Source organism: Thiorhodospira sibirica ATCC 700588, assembly GCF_000227725.2.
Lineage (GTDB): Bacteria > Pseudomonadota > Gammaproteobacteria > Ectothiorhodospirales > Ectothiorhodospiraceae > Thiorhodospira > Thiorhodospira sibirica.
The window spans coordinates 2,675,658-2,693,399 of sequence record NZ_MU255056.1 but is presented as its reverse complement, the minus strand read 5'-3'; the positions used below and the strand labels follow the sequence as shown (position 1 = coordinate 2,693,399).

12 protein-coding genes and 2 pseudogenes are annotated in these 17,742 nt (G+C 57.1%); 7 read left to right on the top strand and 7 right to left on the bottom strand.

Annotation, left to right across the window (positions count from 1 at the left end; translation table 11 throughout):
• Positions 1-17 precede the first annotated feature (17 nt).
• The 4 genes and pseudogenes from glgB to secA all read right to left on the bottom strand — a co-directional run.
• Complete coding sequence (glgB, locus tag THISIDRAFT_RS12480; RefSeq protein ID WP_006787723.1) at positions 18-2,210, bottom strand: 1,4-alpha-glucan branching protein GlgB; 2,193 nt, start codon at positions 2,208-2,210, stop codon at positions 18-20.
• Between the two features lie 137 nt (positions 2,211-2,347).
• Entirely contained in the window at positions 2,348-2,986 is a 639-nt protein-coding gene (hflD, locus tag THISIDRAFT_RS12475; RefSeq protein ID WP_040852492.1) for a high frequency lysogenization protein HflD, read from the bottom strand.
• Positions 2,987-3,328: 342 nt separating this feature from the next.
• Positions 3,329-3,424 (bottom strand): annotated as a pseudogene (locus tag THISIDRAFT_RS15410) (SEC-C metal-binding domain-containing protein); the annotation flags it as partial.
• 128 nt (positions 3,425-3,552) lie between these two features.
• Positions 3,553-6,118, bottom strand: a pseudogene (gene secA / locus THISIDRAFT_RS12470) (preprotein translocase subunit SecA); the annotation flags it as partial.
• Positions 6,119-6,817: 699 nt separating this feature from the next.
• Here secA and THISIDRAFT_RS12465 point away from each other — a divergent pair.
• The 7 genes from THISIDRAFT_RS12465 to THISIDRAFT_RS12435 all read left to right on the top strand — a co-directional run bounded on the left by THISIDRAFT_RS12465 (position 6,818) and on the right by THISIDRAFT_RS12435 (position 16,451).
• Positions 6,818-8,743, top strand: a complete 1,926-nt coding sequence (locus THISIDRAFT_RS12465; RefSeq protein ID WP_006787726.1) for a methyl-accepting chemotaxis protein — start codon at positions 6,818-6,820, stop codon at positions 8,741-8,743.
• Positions 8,744-8,778: 35 nt separating this feature from the next.
• Positions 8,779-10,614, top strand: a complete 1,836-nt coding sequence (locus THISIDRAFT_RS12460) for a chemotaxis protein CheW (RefSeq protein ID WP_006787727.1) — start codon at positions 8,779-8,781, stop codon at positions 10,612-10,614.
• Positions 10,611-11,684: a chemotaxis-specific protein-glutamate methyltransferase CheB gene (gene cheB / locus THISIDRAFT_RS12455; protein ID WP_006787728.1), complete on the top strand. Its 1,074-nt coding sequence runs from the start codon at positions 10,611-10,613 to the stop codon at positions 11,682-11,684. The genes THISIDRAFT_RS12460 and cheB overlap by 4 nt, the downstream gene beginning before the upstream one ends.
• 99 nt (positions 11,685-11,783) lie before the next feature.
• A complete protein-coding gene (locus tag THISIDRAFT_RS12450; protein WP_006787729.1) occupies positions 11,784-12,413 on the top strand; it encodes a HEAT repeat domain-containing protein in 630 nt (209 codons plus the stop codon).
• A 16-nt stretch (positions 12,414-12,429) separates the two neighbouring features.
• Positions 12,430-13,317: a CheR family methyltransferase gene (locus THISIDRAFT_RS12445; protein ID WP_246585395.1), complete on the top strand. Its 888-nt coding sequence runs from the start codon at positions 12,430-12,432 to the stop codon at positions 13,315-13,317.
• Between the two features lie 9 nt (positions 13,318-13,326).
• Positions 13,327-13,695: a response regulator gene (locus tag THISIDRAFT_RS12440; protein ID WP_006787731.1), complete on the top strand. Its 369-nt coding sequence runs from the start codon at positions 13,327-13,329 to the stop codon at positions 13,693-13,695.
• Positions 13,696-13,706: 11 nt separating this feature from the next.
• Complete coding sequence (locus tag THISIDRAFT_RS12435; protein WP_006787733.1) at positions 13,707-16,451, top strand: chemotaxis protein CheA; 2,745 nt, start codon at positions 13,707-13,709, stop codon at positions 16,449-16,451.
• A 206-nt stretch (positions 16,452-16,657) separates the two neighbouring features.
• Here the strand turns inward: THISIDRAFT_RS12435 and THISIDRAFT_RS14945 are convergent, their stop codons facing one another.
• The 3 genes from THISIDRAFT_RS14945 to THISIDRAFT_RS12425 all read right to left on the bottom strand — a co-directional run.
• The gene (locus THISIDRAFT_RS14945; RefSeq protein ID WP_246585394.1) at positions 16,658-17,104 is read right to left on the bottom strand and encodes a hypothetical protein; all 447 of its coding nucleotides are present in this window, start codon (positions 17,102-17,104) and stop codon (positions 16,658-16,660) included.
• Positions 17,105-17,188: 84 nt separating this feature from the next.
• On the bottom strand, positions 17,189-17,551 hold the full coding sequence (locus tag THISIDRAFT_RS14940; RefSeq protein ID WP_246585393.1) for a hypothetical protein: 363 nt from the start codon (positions 17,549-17,551) through the stop codon (positions 17,189-17,191).
• A gap of 31 nt (positions 17,552-17,582) precedes the next feature.
• Positions 17,583-17,742 (bottom strand): transposase (locus tag THISIDRAFT_RS12425; protein ID WP_221914049.1); only part of this gene is annotated, 160 nt, incomplete at its 5' end.

Sequence of the window (17,742 nt, the reverse complement as noted above, 5' to 3'; positions counted from 1 at the left end):
ATTGGCGCTGCGCAACATTATGCACAAGGCTCGTCGGTGGCAGCGTCACAGCATAGCACCAAGGCCCCCAGAGGTGGCAGGGTCAGGTTGATGGAATGGGGATGTCCCATCCAGGCCTGCGGTTCGCTGTGCAGGCTTAAATTGCCCACATTACTGCCGCCGTAGTACATGGAATCTGAGTTAAGCAATTCACGATAGCAGCCGGGCTTAGGTACACCGATGCGGTAGTCATGGCGCACCACCGGGGTAAAATTCAACACCACCAGAATGGTCTGGCCGCGTTCGCTTTTGCGCACAAAGGAGATCACCGACTGGGCCGCATCATGGCAATCAATCCAGGCAAAGCCCTGCCAGTCAAAATCATGCCGGTGCAAGGCCTCCTGGTCACGATACAGGTGATTGAGATCACTCACCAGACGCTGCATCCCCTGATGCAAGGGATAATCCAGAACATACCAGTCCAGCGCGGCGGCGGCATCCCACTCCCGCCCTTGGGCAAATTCACAGCCCATGAATAATAATTTTTTGCCCGGATAGGTGTACATATAGGTGTACAGCAGGCGCAGGTTGGCAAAGCGCTGCCATTCATCGCCCGGCATCCGGTAGAGCAGGCTGCGTTTGCCGTGGACCACTTCATCATGCGAGAAGGGCAGGACAAAGTTCTCCGTAAAGGCGTAGAGCAGACCGAAGGTAAGCTGGTCGTGATGATAGTGACGGTGTACGGGATCGTGCTTGAAGTACTCCAGGGTGTCATGCATCCAGCCCATGTTCCACTTCATCGCAAAGCCCAGCCCGCCCAGCCAGGCCGGGCGCGTCACCTGTGGCCAGGCGGTGGATTCCTCGGCAATGATCAAAGCACCCGGATGCTGGCCCTGGACGGTGCCATTGAGTTCACGCAGAAAATCAATGGCGTCGAGGTTTTCATTGCCACCGTATTTATTCGGCAGCCAGTCATCGGCCTCGCGGGAGTAATCCAGATAGAGGATGGAGGCCACGGCATCCACCCGCAGGCCATCAATATGAAATTCCTCGACCCAGTACATGGCACTGGACACCAGAAAATTGCGGACTTCATTGCGCCCGTAATTGAAAATCAAGGTGCCCCAGTCGCGGTGTTCGCCCAGCCGGGGGTCTTCATGTTCATACAGGGCAGAGCCGTCAAAACGCGCCAGTCCGTGCGCATCCTTGGGAAAATGGCCCGGTGCCCAGTCCAGCAATACGCCGATGCCATTGAGGTGACATTGATTGATAAAATAGCGCAGATCGTCGGGTTTGCCAAAGCGCGAGGTCGGAGCATAGTAACCGGTGGTCTGGTAGCCCCAGGAAGCATCGTAGGGATGCTCGGTGATCGGCAATAGCTCAATGTGGGTAAAGCCCATCTGCTTGACATAGGCCACCAGCTCATGGGCCAGGGTGCGATAATCCAGAAACTGGCCGTTGGCATCGCGCCGCCAGGAGCCTAGATGCACCTCATAGATGGACATGGGCTGTTTGAGCCAGTTATCTTCCCCACGGGCCTGTAACCAGGCCTGATCTTCCCAGGCAAATTTGCTCGGCGCGGTGACCACACAGGCCGTGTGCGGCCGCAGCTCAAACTGCTGGCCATAGGGATCGGATTTAAGCAGAATCTGCCCGCTGTCGCGCTGGCGAATCTCATATTTATACAGGCAATCGGCCTGCAGCCCCGGAATAAATAGCTCCCACACGCCGCTGCCCCCGCGCACCCGCATCGGATGACGGCGCCCGTCCCACTGATTAAAGGAGCCGATCACGCTGACCCGCTCGGCACTGGGTGCCCAGACCGCAAACAACACCCCATCAATGCCATCTACGCAATGCAGGTGCGCCCCCAAAAAGCGGTAGGCGTGCCAATGGCGACCTTCATTGAACAGATGCAGATCGAACTCCGAGATCTGCGGCGGAAAGCAGTAAGGATCGTGCGCGATGTGCTCATGGCCGTGGCCATCGCTCCAGCGGATGCGATACGGCATCGGTAAGGCGTCTTTTTTTCCTTTCCATTCAAACATGTCCGTAGAGCCGACAGGCTTCATCGGGGCGTTGATATCGGCGAGCACGACCTCGTGCGCGCCAGGAAGATAGGCTCTGACAACGGCGCGATCACCTGCCAATGGATGCCAGCCCAACAGACTGAACGGATCATGGTGGCGGGCGTCGATAATTCTTTGCAGTTCGCCGTTTATTGCACGCATTTGCTGGGTATCCCGTGGATCTGATTATCCTAGATAATGTGAACGTTGCTGGAAATGATGCTGCCTTGAGCAAGGCTTAAGTCTGCAGTCTAGCCAAGCCGACCGTCCCACGCAACCAAGCGCAAGGATGCCACGCTTTAGGCACTGTCCAGACGCGCCAAAATCTGTGCCGCCTCTTGCTGCATCGCCTTGCGGGAAAACAGCATGCGCCACTGACTGCCGCCCGCCTGTTGCCACAGCACTGCCGCACGAATCCCTGCAAGTAAGAGGGCGCGAATCTTGTCCGCTTTGTCACGCTGTCCCAGATGTACCTGATCCCCTTGCACCATAATCCGTGGGCCAATCTGGCTGATCGTGCTCTGATAGGTCTCTGCCAGCCGGGCAATGACATTTTCATGCAATTTATCAAAGTATTCCGTTTGCGCCTGAGCGGCTTCAATACCCACCCGCACCGTGTCCAGCATATCCGGGCGCTTCATCAGCTTACGCTGCAAAAATAACAGCACCACAACATAACGGGCGATTTCCACATGCTCTGGATCCGAGCTGCCCGATTCGAGCAAAATCGCCGCACACACTTCCAGTCCCTTGCGCAGATGATGCACGCCATCATAGACATGCTCAATGCTTTGCGCCTCAAAGGTCAGCAGACTGGAAATCATGATGTCCAGCAGCGCTTGATCACACTGCCCATTCCAGGCAACCTCCCTGACCAGGTAGGCACTTTGAAAAACTGCCGCTAAGGCCAGCGTACGATTATAGTGATTCGATTCCACAGTCGTTAAATCAAGCGGTTGGCTGGCAAGCATCAGAGCTTGCGGTGGATTTAGAGGTTGGCGTGTTGCCGTGACTGCCCATACGTTGATCCGTCCGTTGAGTTTTTTGGCGGAGGGCTAAACAGCTATTTTTGCACAAACACGATGATGATAGCGAAAAAACCATGATTCTGGGAGCCATTCCTGTGTTGGCGTGCTAATGCCGCCATGTAGCGTATTCGATGCCATCTCAGAACAAGCCCCTGTGACCCACGTCAGCCACTCATTGCGCATGTTCCATGCAAAAGCGTGGTAGGCGACACCGCCCAAGGTGTCGCTACGCACCGTCATGCGTCCTCTCGTTTACGATAATTTGCCATGACATTGCTTGAATTTTTTACCGGAACCACACCAGCAGGGATCATTGCGCCCGACTTTGGGCGTATCGCGCTTGTAGGGCTGCGCCGGGGTGTTGTCCTCGTCCTGATTCGTCTCTGAAGCGGACAACGGCCCTTGCGGACTGGCGTGCTGGTATTGCAGATTCTGCGCCTGCTGGGTCTGTGCCTCCATACGCTCAATATCCTGGGCGGAACGCACCTGAATGCGCAAGAGCATGGAGATGGCATCATGCTTGATGCGCTCCAGCAGGGCCTGAAACATCTCAAAGGCTTCACGCTTGTATTCCTGCTTGGGATTGCGCTGCGCATAGCCACGCAGACCGATACTCTGGCGCAGATAATCCATCGCCGCCAGGTGGTCTTTCCACTGCGTATCCAGCACTTGCAGCATCACATCCTTTTCCACTCGCCGCAAAATCTCGGCACTCACTGCCGCCTCTTTATCTTCTATCGCCTGGGCAATGGCTGCATGAATCCGCGCCCGCAGCGACTCTTCATTGAGTTCATCGTCTTCGGCCAGCCAAGTGGCCAGCTCCAGCGTTTGCCCGAATTCATGCTGCAGGGCCTGGGTCAGGCCAGGAATATCCCACTGTTCTTCAAGGCTTTGCTCGGGGACATATTGACTGATAACACCGTCAACCACATCGTGGCGGATCGCCTCAATGGTTTCCTTGATATCATCGACTTCTAACAGCTCGCGGCGCTGTTCATAGACCACCTTGCGCTGATCGTTGGCGACATCATCATAATCCAGCAAGGTTTTGCGGATATCAAAGTTATGCGCCTCGACCTTGCGCTGGGCGTTTTCAATCGCCCGCGTCACCAAGGCATTCTCAATGGCCTCGCCTTTTTCCATGCCCAGGCGCTGCATCATGTGCTTGATCTTGTCAGAGGCAAAGATGCGCATCAGATTGTCATCCAGTGACAAAAAGAAACGCGAAGAACCCGGATCGCCCTGACGCCCCGCACGGCCGCGCAGCTGGTTGTCGATACGGCGGGATTCGTGGCGTTCCGAACCGATAATATGCAGACCACCGGCGTCCAACACCTGCTGATGACGAGCCTGCCAGTCGGCTTTGACCTGGGCAAGCTTGGCAGCATCAAGCCCTGAGCCCAGATCTTCCAGTTCGGCCTCCAGGCTGCCGCCCAGCACAATATCGGTACCGCGTCCGGCCATATTGGTGGCAATGGTTACCGCGCCTGGACGACCCGCCTGGGCAACCACCAGCGCCTCTTTATCATGCTGCTTGGCATTGAGCACCTGATGCTTGATCCCGGCTTTTTTCAGTAAACCGGCCAGATATTCCGAGGTCTCCACCGAGGCCGTGCCCACCAGCACTGGCTGCTCGCGCTGCTGACAGTCCTTGATGTCTTCAATGATGGCCTGGAATTTTTCTTCCTGGGTCAGATACACCAGATCCTGCATATCATTGCGGATCATCGGCTTATTGGTCGGGATAATCACCACTTCCAGCCCATAAATCTGCTGAAACTCAAAGGCCTCGGTGTCAGCGGTCCCGGTCATGCCGGACAGCTTCTGATACAGGCGGAAATAATTCTGGAAGGTGATGGAGGCCAGCGTTTGATTTTCGCGCTGAATCGTGACCCCTTCCTTGGCCTCAATGGCCTGGTGCAGTCCCTCAGACCAGCGCCGCCCGCTCATGATGCGGCCCGTGAATTCATCAATGATCTGCACCTGGTTATCGCGCACCAGATAATGCACATCGCGCTGAAACAGGGCATGGGCGCGCAGTGCCGCATTCAGGTGATACAACACCAAAATGCTGGCCGCATCATACAGCCCCTGCCCCGGCTGCAGGATGTCCGCCTCCTGTAAAAGCTGCTCGCTCTTTTCCTGACCCTCTTCGGTCAAAAAGACCTGACGCAGCTTTTCATCCACGCTGTAATCCCCCGCACCCTCCTCCTCTTCCTGACGTGAGAGCTTGGGCACGATGGCATTCATGCGCTGATACAGATCGGAGTTTTCGTTGGTAGCGCCCGAAATGATCAACGGCGTGCGCGCCTCGTCGATCAGAATCGAGTCCACCTCGTCCACGATGGCGTAATTCAGCCCGCGCTGCACCCGCTCCTCGGCGCGAAAGGCCATGTTATCGCGCAGATAATCAAAACCGTATTCGTTATTGGTGCCGTAAATAATATCTGCCGCATAGGCCTCTTTACGGCTGACCGGGCGCAGATGGGCAAAGCCCTGACCGTTTTCCGGCTGATACTCCGGGTCATAAAGATACGAGGCCATATCCGGCCCCAGCCCGCCGGAGGAATTGATCACCCCGACGCTGAGTCCCAGCGCATGATACAAGCGCCCCATCCATACCGCGTCGCGGCGCGCCAGATAATCATTGACTGTAATCACATGCACGCCTTGACCAGGCAAAGCATTCAAATACGCCGCCAGCGTGGCCACCAGGGTTTTACCCTCACCGGTGCGCATCTCGGCAATACGCCCATCATGCAACACCATGCCGCCGATCAGCTGCACGTCAAAATGGCGCATCTCCAAGACTCGCTGGCCCATCTCGCGAACCACCGCAAAGGCCTCCGGCAGCAAGGCATCCAGCGCCTCGCCTTGTTGCAGACGCTGCCGAAATTCCGTGGTCTTGTGCGCCAGTGCAGCCAGATCAAGCCCTTGATACTGGCTTTCCAGCGCGTTGATCTGGGCAACGTGCTTGCTATAGCGTTTAACGATGCGATCGTTGCGACTGCCGAAAATCTTTTTGATGATACCGGTGAGCATGATGTAGTGAACGAGTCAATTTGCTGTGTTAGGGGCGGCTATGATAACCGATTAACGACTAAAGTTTCATGGCACCTCTGGGGGATATCACCTGAAGTCAAGCCCTGCTGCGCCATAACAGGCAGGATCATTATTTTCTATGGGGCGTTATAATGCCCATTCAACTATTTGGCCGTCTGGCCGATACATCACATAGCACCAGAGTGTCGTCGCTGTATGCTTTGCCCAGATCATCCAAAATCAGAAAAACACGCAGCAAGCGCTTGGATCAAGCGGCAATATCTGCCTCATCTGCGCAGGCGTGGGCCGCTGTTTGTCACGCTCCGTGAAGATGCCATCCGCAGCGCTTGGCGCTACCGGCCTGTTTGGGGCGTACTTGCCTGCCTGCCGCGGCGCAGGCAGGGGGTTTGGCGGGTATTTTGCATCAAAAATGATTAAGTTAAGGCGGTTGGCTTAACTATCCGGGCACACAACACGCATTCCTGCCTGCGCCGCGTGCGTCGCGGCAGGCAGGCGCGGCGCAGGCAGGTGGCGATCTTTTCTTTCCTCGTTTCCTGGGTAGCTGCGGTGGCAGGGCCTTGCTTTGCAGGGTGTGTAGCGCCGCTGTGCAGGGAGTTATACGGCGAGCGTGGGTGTCGGGATTAAGGCTTTTGAGATGTTTGGCGAAACGTGCTTGAATCAGGTCACAAGGGGGCCGTTATGACTTTAGTAAAGAAAAATCAGGGTCGATTGGCCAGCGGGCATGAGGCATCTGAGGATGCCGCCCAGCGCCAGTCGCAACGTATGGCGGACGAACAGCGCCGCAAGGCGCGCACACTGGCCAAACAGCAGCAGGTGGCGGAGCGCATTGCCTCAGCCAGTGTGCAGCTTTCCAGCGGTATCAATGAGGCCAGTTCTGCCGCTGAAGAACTCAAACGGGCGATGGATCAAATCGCCAGCGGTGCCGAGCAGGCCTCCGGCGCGGCACAGGAATCGCAGCGCGCCATGACACTGATTGCGCGCAATATTTTAGAAACCTCAGAGGCAGCGCGCAATTCTATGCACCGCTCCGAGTCGTTGCAGACTCTGGTGCAGTCGGTGGCCTCAGAGATTGAGAAGACCGTCGTCGCGGTGCGGGCGGCGGCTGAACAGCAAAGCGGTTCGGTCAAGCGGGTTGAGGAGCTGGAGCGTCAGGCGGCCAATATCGGTGATATTGTCAAGGCGGTGGCGCGGATTGCCGATCAGACTAACCTGTTGGCGCTGAATGCGGCGATTGAGGCGGCCCGCGCCGGGCAGCATGGCAAGGGCTTTGCGGTGGTAGCCGATGAGGTGCGTACCTTGGCCGAAACCTCGGAAAAAAGCGCCAAGGATATTCAGGATCTGGTGACGCAGATTCAAAAGGAGGTCAAGGTCATCGCCGAGGGCATCAACCGTTCGGCGGATACCGTCTCCAAAGAGGTCGAAAAAAGTTCGACGATCATCGCCCAACTCAACCAGATGCGCTCCGATCTGGACTCCATTGTGAAAGGTGCCCAGGATATTTTGCGCACCTCGCAGGAATCTGAACGGGCGGGCAAAGATGCGCAAAAAGGCGCTGAAGACATTGCCGCTGCCGCTGAAGAGCAGTCCTCCGCCTGTGAAGAGGCCGTAAAAACCGTTGGCGAGCAAACCCAGGCCCTGATGGAGTCAGAACAGGCCGCGCAAAATCTCTCCGAGCTGGCCGAGGATCTCAAAAACAGTACTGACATTAGCAAAAGCGCCGAAGAGGTGGCCTCCGCCGCCGAGCAATTATCTTCAGCGGTGCAGGAAATCAATCGTTCATCGGCGCAGATTATGGCGGCCATTGATCAGATCCGCAAAGGCGCACAGCAGCAGGCAGCCGCCTCGCAAGAATCCAGTGCGGCAGTAGCGCAGATTGAAAAGGGGGCCAAGCTCTCCGACCAGCGTTCCACTGATGCGGTGAAAAAATGCGAAACCATGGCAGCCGTTATGAATGAAAACAAGGAGTCCGTGGACAATCTGGTCGACGGGATTACCAAGGCGCTGGATGAGGCGCGCAGAAGCCGTGATCAGATCAATGCCCTGGAGATGGTGTCGCGGCGCATTGACAAGATTGTCGATGCGATTACCACAGTGTCGATTCAGACCAATATGCTGGCGGTCAACGGGGCCATTGAGGCCGCCCGTGCCGGTGAGTTTGGCAAAGGCTTTGCGGTGGTCAGCACCGATATTCGCAATCTGGCGCATGATTCCGCCGAAAATGCGGATCGTATCAAGGATCTGGTGAAATCGGTGCAGGATCAGATTGCGATGGTGCGCCATGATCTGGATGATATTACCGCCAATACCACCTCCGAGGTGGAAAAAACCGCTGCCATCACCAAAAACCTGGGAAGCATGGAAGTCGAGATGACCGAGGTATTGAAGGGTAATCGCACCATTTCTGCCGGTTCGGCAAGCATCGTCGAGCAGTTGATTGAGGCCAAAAAAGGCGCGGATCAGATTGCGGCGGCAGCCGCTGAGGCCGAGCAGGCATCGGGCCAGGCCGCAGCCGCCAGCAAGCAGCAGGCACAGGGGGCGGAAGAACTGGCAGCGGCCATTGAGGAGATTGCCTCGCTGGCCGATGAACTGCAAAGCAATGCCTGATCATCGCCATTTACCGATGCCTTCGGGAGAAGAATATGCAAGCCAGCACAGAGGATTTATCGGAACAAGGCGAAAACCGCCAGTTTGTCACCTTTTTGGTGGATAAGGAGGTCTTTGCCGTGCCCATGGCCCCGGTGCGTGAGATCATTCGTGCCCCGGAGGTGATGGCCGTTCCCTTGTCACCGCCCAGTTTAAAAGGGCTTTCCAACCTGCGCGGGCAGGTGCTACCGATCATCAGCCTGCGCCATATCTTTAATTTTTCGGTGCGTGAAGATGATGACAGTACCCGTGTGCTGGTGATTGATCATGGTATCCCGGTCGGCTTTGTGGTTGACCGGGTGGCCAGCGTGATTTCGGTGGAACCTCAACACATTGAAGATGTGACCAGCATTCAGTCCACCGTCAACAGCGATTTTCTCGAAGGGGTGATCAATAACGCCGGCGGTCATGAGATGATCATGATTCTGGATTTTTCCGCCCTGATTGAGCGTGAATTTGCCGAGCTTTCCGCAAATATGCGCGATGCTTCCAGCCTGGCCTTGATGCAGGGCGGGAGTGCGCAGCATCACGATATGCTTGGCCGCGCCAATAACGATGAGTTGCAGTTGGTGAGTTTTGTCGTGGCCGAGCAGGAATACGCCATTGCCATTGAGCGGGTGCAAGAGATTGTGCAGGTGCCTGAGCATATCATGCAGGTACCCAATTCCCGCTCGCATGTGCTGGGTATCATGACGCTGCGCAATCGCCTGTTGCCGTTGGTCAGTCTGCGGCTGATGTTTAATCTGCCGATGGAGGCCTTGTCTGAGCATAATCGCATTGTGGTGATTTCGCTGGATGAAGGCGTGTCGGTGGGGATTGTGATGGATACGGTCAACGAGGTGTTGCGGGTGCAACGCTCGATTGTCGATGAGATGCCGGGGCTGCTGGCGCGCAATCAGGATATTCAGGAGATCGAATCGATCTGCCGCATTGATGGCGGCAAGCGCCTGGTGTCCATTTTATCCGCCGAGCGCATGTTTAATCACAAGAGCATTCATGAGGCCATCAAGACTGTGGAATCCATGAAAGACACCGAAGACACCGCCCACGAGGGCACCCTGGATGATGAGAGCAGTTATGTGATGGATGATGATGAGCAGATGGTGGTGTTTCGGCTGGCGCATGAGGAATTCGGCGTGCCGATTGCTTCTGTACAGGAGATTGTGCGCGTGCCCGAGGTCTTGACGCGGGTTCCCAAGGCGCCGGTCTTTGTCGAAGGGGTCATTAATCTGCGCGGCACGGTGTTGCCGGTGGTGGATCAGCGGCGGCGTTTCGGTCTGCCGGATATGACCCGCAATGACCGCCAGCGCATCATGGTGTTTTTGATCAACGGGACGCGCACCGGCTTTATCGTCGATTCTGTCTCGGAGGTGCTGAAGGTGCCCAAGGCCGTTATAGGCCCCGCCCCGCGCCTTTCCAGCGAACAGGCCGAAATCATTCAGCGCGTCGCCAATCTGGAAGCGCAGCATCGCATGATCCTGCTGCTGGATGTGGACCAGATGATGGATGCCCACGAGATTGAGGTCTTATCCAAGGTTGCGGTCGGCCAAGGCTTTAATGGCAATGGTAACGGTGCCAACGGTGCAGCGCGCGCGTCGGTAGAAAAACCCGCCAGCCCGACACCGGCAGCGCCGGTTAAACCTGCAGAGGCGGCACCACCGCCAGCACCTCCGGCCAAACCCGCAGCGCCGGCAGCCGCCTCGGCTAAACCTGCAGTGCCAGTTAAACCCGCAGAGGCGGCCCCACCGCCAGCACCTCCGGCCAAACCGGCAGCCCCGGCACCGGCTGAACCCGCTGATGCCGTGGCTCAATCTGCCGAGGATGCGCTGTGATCAAGCTGTTGATTGTCGAAGACTCGGCCTTGATGCGCCGTCATCTGGTGACGCTGTTTGAGGCAGAGGGTAATTTTCGCATCGCCACCTGCCGTAATGGTAAGGAGGCCCTGGAGGAGCTTAAATCCTTTGAGCCGGATGTGATCACCCTGGATATCAATATGCCGGAGATGGACGGGCTGACCTGCCTGTCACATATCATGGTGGAGCGGCCCACGCCAGTGATCATGGTGTCTTCGCTGACAGAAAAGGGTGCCTTGGCGACCTTTGAGGCCCTGAATATGGGGGCGATTGATTATGTCGCCAAGCCCGGCGGCACCATTTCGCTTAACATCGACAAGGTCGGTCAGGAGATTGTCGCCAAGGTGCGAGCAGCGGCCCGGGCCAAGTTGCGCAGCGTGAAAGGACTCACGCAACGGATTCGCGAGGCCAATACCAAGGCGGCCTCAACCCGCACCACCCGCAGCACCACGGCAAAAACCTCGGGCAAGCTGGAGATGCATGTGGTGTTGATCGGTGTTTCCACCGGCGGGCCGCGTACTTTAGAAGAGATTTTACCGCTGCTGGGGGCGGATTATCCCTTCCCGGTGGTGGTCTGCCAGCACATGCCCCCGAATTTCACCCACACCTTTGCCCAGCGGATGAATGATTTATGTGCGCTGGAGGTGGTGGAGGTCACGGCGCTTACGCCAGTACAGCCGGGCTATATCTACGTCGCCCGTGGGGGCGGGGATCTGGTGTTTACCCGCCGCTCTAGCGGGCCGATGCTGTTGCCGCGTCCGGAATCTTCGCAGCATCTGTGGCATCCGTCGGTCGAGCTGATGGTGCGCAGTGCCCTGGAGCATTATCCGGCTGAACAGTTAATCGGCGTGATGCTCACCGGCATGGGCTATGATGGGGCCGATGCCATGACCGAGGTGCGCAAACGCGGCGGGCGCTGTATCGCTGAATCGGAGGATTCGGCGGTGGTCTTTGGGATGCCGGCGGAATTGATTGCCCGTGGCGGGGCGGATGTTATCTGCCGCAGTGATGAGGTGGCGCGCCATCTGAATCGCTGGGCCTCGGCCTAGTGCGGGGCCGGTGTCACATCGCCGGAGCAAATAAGCGCATGACGGTGGCGGCATACCTTACTACTGACCGGCAATCCCTATTACGTTGAGGTCGTACACATGGCTTTGATCAAAAAAACGGTTTCAGCGCCCCCGGAGGAACACCGTCACAGTGCGCGTGATCTGTCGGGCTTGCTGGAACAATTGCGTTCCGATAAACCTGATATTCGCCGCTGGGCCGCGCTGGATCTGAGCGAACACAGCGAGGCCGCCGAAATCCTGTGCCGCTGTCTGGAAGAAGAGCAAAACATGGCGGTGCGCGATGCCCTGTTTACCAGCCTCATCCGCATCAATAACAATGCCGCCGTCAAGGGGCTGATTCCGCTGTTAAAAAGCGAAGATGCGGCCTTGCGCAATGGAGTCATTGAGGCGCTGCGCCAGATGCCCGATGCCTTGGCCCCATATATGCAGGATATGTTGCATGACCCGGATTCCGATGTGCGTATTTTTACCGTGAATGTGCTCGAATCCTTATGTCACCCGATGACCCCGGAGTGGCTGCTGGGGGTCATTGAGGAAGACACTCACATCAACGTGTGCGCCACCGCCGTGGATTTATTGGCCGAGGTGGGCTCACCAGAAATGATTGCAAGCATTGACGCCTTGCCGGGACGGTTTGCCAATGACCCATTTTTACGCTTCGCCGCCGATATCGCGATCCGACGGATCCGTGGCGCCAATCCAAACTGAGCGGAGAGATGCCTGCTTGTATCTTGATACAGACCTGAAACGCGGCGGTGGGGGTGTTATGCATGGCCAGCCTGAGCCTGTGATCACGAATGAAGAATTTCTTAAGTTTCGGGAATATTTTTATCGTAAGACAGGCATTTACTTTGAAGAAAGCAAGCGCTATTTCGTCGATAAGCGCATTTTAGAGCGCATGGCCAAAACCGGCGTAGACAGCTTTCATGCCTATTTCATGAATCTGCGCTTTGAGGCATCAGGACGGGAATTGCAAACCCTGATCAACGCGATGACGGTCAACGAGACTTATTTCTTTCGCGAGGATTACCAGTTTCGCTGCATGGTGCGTTCAATGCTGCCCGAGCTTACCGCCTATCGCGCCGCCAAGCGCCCGATCAAGATCTGGTCGATTCCCAGCTCCTCGGGGGAAGAGCCTTACTCCATTGCCATCTGGCTGCTGGAATACTGGCCGCAGGTGGATGAATGGGATATCGAGATCGTCGCCTCGGATATTGATACCAAAATCCTTGATCTGGCACGAGAAGGGCGCTATGGCACCCGCTCTTTACAGAATCTCCCGCCCAACCTGTTGCGCAAATATTTCAAACCGGTCGGGAATCAGGAACATCAGATCATTGAGGATTTGCGTGGCTCGGTGGAATTTACCCAGGTGAATCTCTCGGATCGCGCCACCACTCGACAATACCGGGGCTTTGACATCATCTTTTGCCGCAACTTGTTGATTTATTTTGATGATATTTCGCGGCGCGAGGCCGCAGAAGTGTTTTTTGGTGCGCTCAATCCCGGCGGGTTTATCTGTCTGGGGCATTCGGAATCGATGAGCCGCATTTCTTCGTTGTTTACGGTGCGCAAGTTTCCAGAGGCCATCGTGTACCAAAAACCGCTGTAGGGGATGGTGATGAAACAAATCCTGGTGATTGATGATGCCGCCACCGTGCGTTTATATGTGCGTCAAGTGCTGGAAGCCGAGGGCTTTTATGTCGATGAGGCCACCAACGGCCTGGAAGGTCTGGAAAAAGCGCTCTCACACCACTTCGATCTCGTGCTGTGCGACGTGAATATGCCGGTCATGGATGGCTATACCACCGTGACCAAATTTCGCCAGGAGCGGACCTTGGCGCATATTCCCATCGTCATGATCAGCACCGAGGCCAAAAAAAAAGACGCCAACCGTGCCTTTGCCGCTGGCGCCAATGATTATCTGGTCAAGCCCGTCAATCCAGACAAACTCATCCTTGAGGTGCGCATGCTCACCGGGGAAGGCTAAGGCTAATTTCCATGACACCGATACTGGCACAATTTATCAGCGAAAGCCGTGACCTGCTGGAAACCACCGGTCGTGGTTTGTTGCAACTGGAGCGTCACCCCGATGATAGCGCGGTGATTGATGAGGTCTTTCGCGCCGTACACACCATCAAAGGGGCCTCGGGCCTGTTTGATTTTCTCCCCATGACGCGGCTGGTGCATGCGGCGGAGGATTTGCTGGATGCCTTGCGTGACCATCGCCTGAGCTACAGCGCCGAAATCGGTGATTTATTGCTGGCCACCTTCGATCTGGTGTCTTTGTGGATTGATGTCCTGGAAACCGACGAGGCGCTGCCAGCGGATGCCGAGGAGCCTTCGCAGGCCTTGGCCGTTCGGCTGCGCGCCCTGGTGCCCAAAGAAAGCGATGAGGAGGCCGACCTAAGCTCTGCAACGGCGAGTGCCCCGCCGGTCAAATCGGTGGCGTGGCTTAAAGACCTGCCCGAAAGCCAGCGCGTGGGGTTTTATCTGCGCACCCTGGGCGTCGATGCCGAAGGCCGCCCCGACGGTGAACCCTCGTCACCCCTGTTCGGAGTACGTTACCGCCCCATACGCGACGCTTTTTTTAGCGGTGAAGACCCCCTGTTTGTGGTCTGCAATGCCCCTGGGGTGGTTGGTCGGGCGATTGCCCTGACCGCCCCCTTACCGCCCCCGACAGAACTCGACCCCTATCAGTGCAGCCTGGATTTGCGCCTGGTCTGTGATAGTGAACGCAGCGCCTTGGTGGAACATTTCCGTTACATGGCCGAAGCAGTTGAAATCACCCCGCTGCATGCACTGGATTATGTCATCCCCACCGGCACCCCGAACGAGGGGCCGGTCTATGAAGACTTTATGGAAGAGGCACAAACATGGCTTGCGCAAAACGATCTGGCCAGCCTGGAACGTGCCGCCCAGACGCTGCTGGCATTGGCCAATCCCGAATCCTGGCCCGCCTCCATCCTGCGTTGGCTACAGTGCCTGCTCAAGACCCAGCCCGAGCGCCCCGTGCTACAGGCTTTGCTCGATGCGATGCGTACCCAGCAAGCTCCGGACTGGATACCCCTGCAAAGGCATGCCGATGAACAGACAGCGGCAGATTCCTCAGCGCGGGCATCCTCGACACAGGGCACCGTCACACTTCATAAAACACGCGAGGTCAGCCCCGCAGAATGGGCCAGCTTTGCCGCCCTGTTGCAAACGCAGTTGGCCATTTTGGTGATTCCGGTGGAAGAGGAATGCTGGCGCGGGCGGATTTTGTCAATGAGCGAAACCGTCAGCAACGCGCTGCGCTATGTGGGGCTGGTCGATCTGGTTGATGAGGTCGCAGAATGCCGCGAAAGCGCCCTGGAACACAAAAGCAGCGAAACCCTGGTGAATCTGCTCGGCGACATCTTAAGCGATATTGCCATGCATCTCCCCCTGGAAGAAGACACCGCCGAGGAGAGCACCAGCCCCATCAGCCACAAAGCCGAAGGCGGCAGTGCGGCCAGCGCCGCCGATGGGACACGCCGCGAACAATTGATTCCCAAGGTATTAAAGATTGATCAGGCGCGCATTGACCTGCTCATGGATCTCATCGGCGAGCTGGTGGTGGCCAAAAATGCCCTGCCCTATCTGGCCAACCGCGCCGAGCAACAATTCGGCGTGCGCGAATTATCCCGCGAGATCAAGGAGCAATACAGCATCGTGCATCGCATCAGCCAGGAATTGCAAGGCGCCATCATGCAGGTGCGGATGCTCCCTGTTTCTAATATTTTTCAGCGTTTTCCGCGCCTGGTGCGCGATTTGTCCCGCAAGCTCAACAAACGCATCAATCTGGTGGTAGAAGGCGAGGAAACCGAGGCCGATAAAAACATCATCGAGTCGCTGGCCGATCCCTTGATCCATATCCTGCGCAACAGCATTGATCATGGCATCGAACTGCCCGAGCAGCGCAAGGCCGCCGGCAAACCCGAGGAAGGCACCATCCGCATCAAGGCTTACCCGGACAACGACCGGGTGATCATTGACATCACCGACGATGGCAAGGGCATTGACCCCCAGATTGTCAAACTCAAAGCCTTTGAAAAGGGCTTATTATCCGAAGAACGCCTGGAAGCAATCACCGATGAAGAGGCCATTCAACTGGTCTTGCTGCCCGGTTTTTCCACAGCGGCCATTGTGTCAGACCTTTCCGGGCGCGGCGTGGGCATGGATGTGGTGCGCCAGGCAGTCAACGCCTCCGGCGGCAGCCTGCGACTGAGCAGCACACTGGGTCAGGGAACCCAGGTCAAACTCAGTCTGCCGCTGTCCATGACCGTCACCCAGGTAATGGGCGTCACCGTCGCCGAACAGCGCTTTGGCGTACCCATTGACGTGGTTTCCGAAACCGTCAAAATCAACCCGCGAGCCATCAATATCATCAAACACCAGGAAACCTTTGTGCTACGCGAACAGGTCGTGCCATTAGTGCGTCTGGCACGACTGCTTGATCTGCATGAAAACCACCGGGCACGCGAAGAACTCCCGGTCTTGGTGATTCGTATCGGCGAAGAACTGGTCGGCGTCATCGTCGATGCCTTTCATGAAGGCATCGAAATCATCCTCAAACCCATGGAAGGCTTTCTGGGCAAACTCCACGGCTTTTCCGGCACCGCCCTGCTGGGCAACGGCTCAGTGCTACTGGTCTTAGACCTGCGCACCCTGGTCTTAGGGATGCAGGAATACACCCGCATAACCGCCCTCAATACCACCACATAGCGCCACGTCAAAAACTCTCCCTCCTGCCAAGGGGGAGTCCCGCCGCAGGCGGGGAGGGGGTTGGTTTTAAGGCTTTTTAAACCACCCCGGCGCTGCGCGCCACCCCTCCTTAAAAAGGAGGGGAGTTTTTCGTGACGGCATCATCTTGATGCCGCATTCTATGGAGCGCCATGCAACCCTGCGCCCCTTACCACCTATCAATTTACTCACGGGCACGAAAAGCCGGCAGCGGCAGGTCGTTTTGCAGACAGCGCATCAGGTAGCGCAAGCCACGTGTGAACCACGAAACCAGGCTGCGGGCGAGCTTGCGGAAGCTCCAGTGGTTCGGATCGTCCTGTGCTTGGTTTTTTTTCGAGCGGGGTCGGAGGGTGGCACGCCTGTTCGCGCCCAATGCGCACACACCCATACATCGCCAAGGCCATGATCAACACCCGGCGTTCCAAACGATCCGCAGGGCGCAGGTGCGAATCCCCCAAGCCAAATCCTCGCCCCTTGAAGTCGGAGAACATCGGCTCGATGCCCCAGCGCGTGGCATAGTCCAGTACGCGCGCACGGGTCGAATCCGCATCCATGGCAATCATCCACGGCTCCGGATGACCGGATTCATGCACAATTCCCAGGTGGGTCACCACCCCAGAGGCGAACAGGCGCACACCCGGAAATACGCTTCTCGCACACCCTTGGCCAAATCCCCGGTCGTGGTCTCCGCCACGCCGGTGTCCACCGCAGATTCCCCTTCAAGCGCAACCGGTAGCCCCATTCGTGCGCATGCAACCACGCGAACAACGTCGCCGATGGGTAGAACCGATCCGCCAACAGCAGCACCCGCGCCCCAGCCGGCAGCCAAGCCAACACCGTCTCCAGGAGGGCTTCTGGCCCGCACAGCCGATGTTCGCCGCGCCTTTCCTGGCCCACCAAACCAACGGCAACGCCCGCTCGCCCACGCGCAAGGCCAACACCAGCAACGCCATCCGATCCCCAAAATCGGTTTGATCCAGACTCAGGCACACCGTCTGATCGTGACGGGCCGCCTGCGCCAGTTCGGCCATCGCCAACGGCTGCATGATCTCGGTTGGACACACCAACGGGTTCTTCAGCAAGCGTCTCAGAAGCTGTTTGGAAACTACCGCCTCAAACCAAGCGGTTAGCCATCAGTCGAATCATTGCGAGATAAATCCAGGCTTCGCTGCTCGACATCAAGCGCTCGTAGTCCTTGCTCAGACGGCGTGAGTGGTTCAGCCAGCCAAAGGTCCGCTCAACAACCCAGCGTCGCGGCAACAAAACAAACCCT

Coding starts and splice junctions, on each gene's coding strand:
- THISIDRAFT_RS12460 (WP_006787727.1), top strand. CDS start 8,779: ATGCAAGCCAGCACAGAGGATTTATCGGAACAAGGCGAAAACCGCCAG.
- THISIDRAFT_RS12450 (WP_006787729.1), top strand. CDS start 11,784: ATGGCTTTGATCAAAAAAACGGTTTCAGCGCCCCCGGAGGAACACCGT.
- glgB (WP_006787723.1), bottom strand. CDS start 2,210: ATGCGTGCAATAAACGGCGAACTGCAAAGAATTATCGACGCCCGCCAC.
- THISIDRAFT_RS12435 (WP_006787733.1), top strand. CDS start 13,707: ATGACACCGATACTGGCACAATTTATCAGCGAAAGCCGTGACCTGCTG.
- THISIDRAFT_RS12440 (WP_006787731.1), top strand. CDS start 13,327: ATGAAACAAATCCTGGTGATTGATGATGCCGCCACCGTGCGTTTATAT.
- THISIDRAFT_RS12465 (WP_006787726.1), top strand. CDS start 6,818: ATGACTTTAGTAAAGAAAAATCAGGGTCGATTGGCCAGCGGGCATGAG.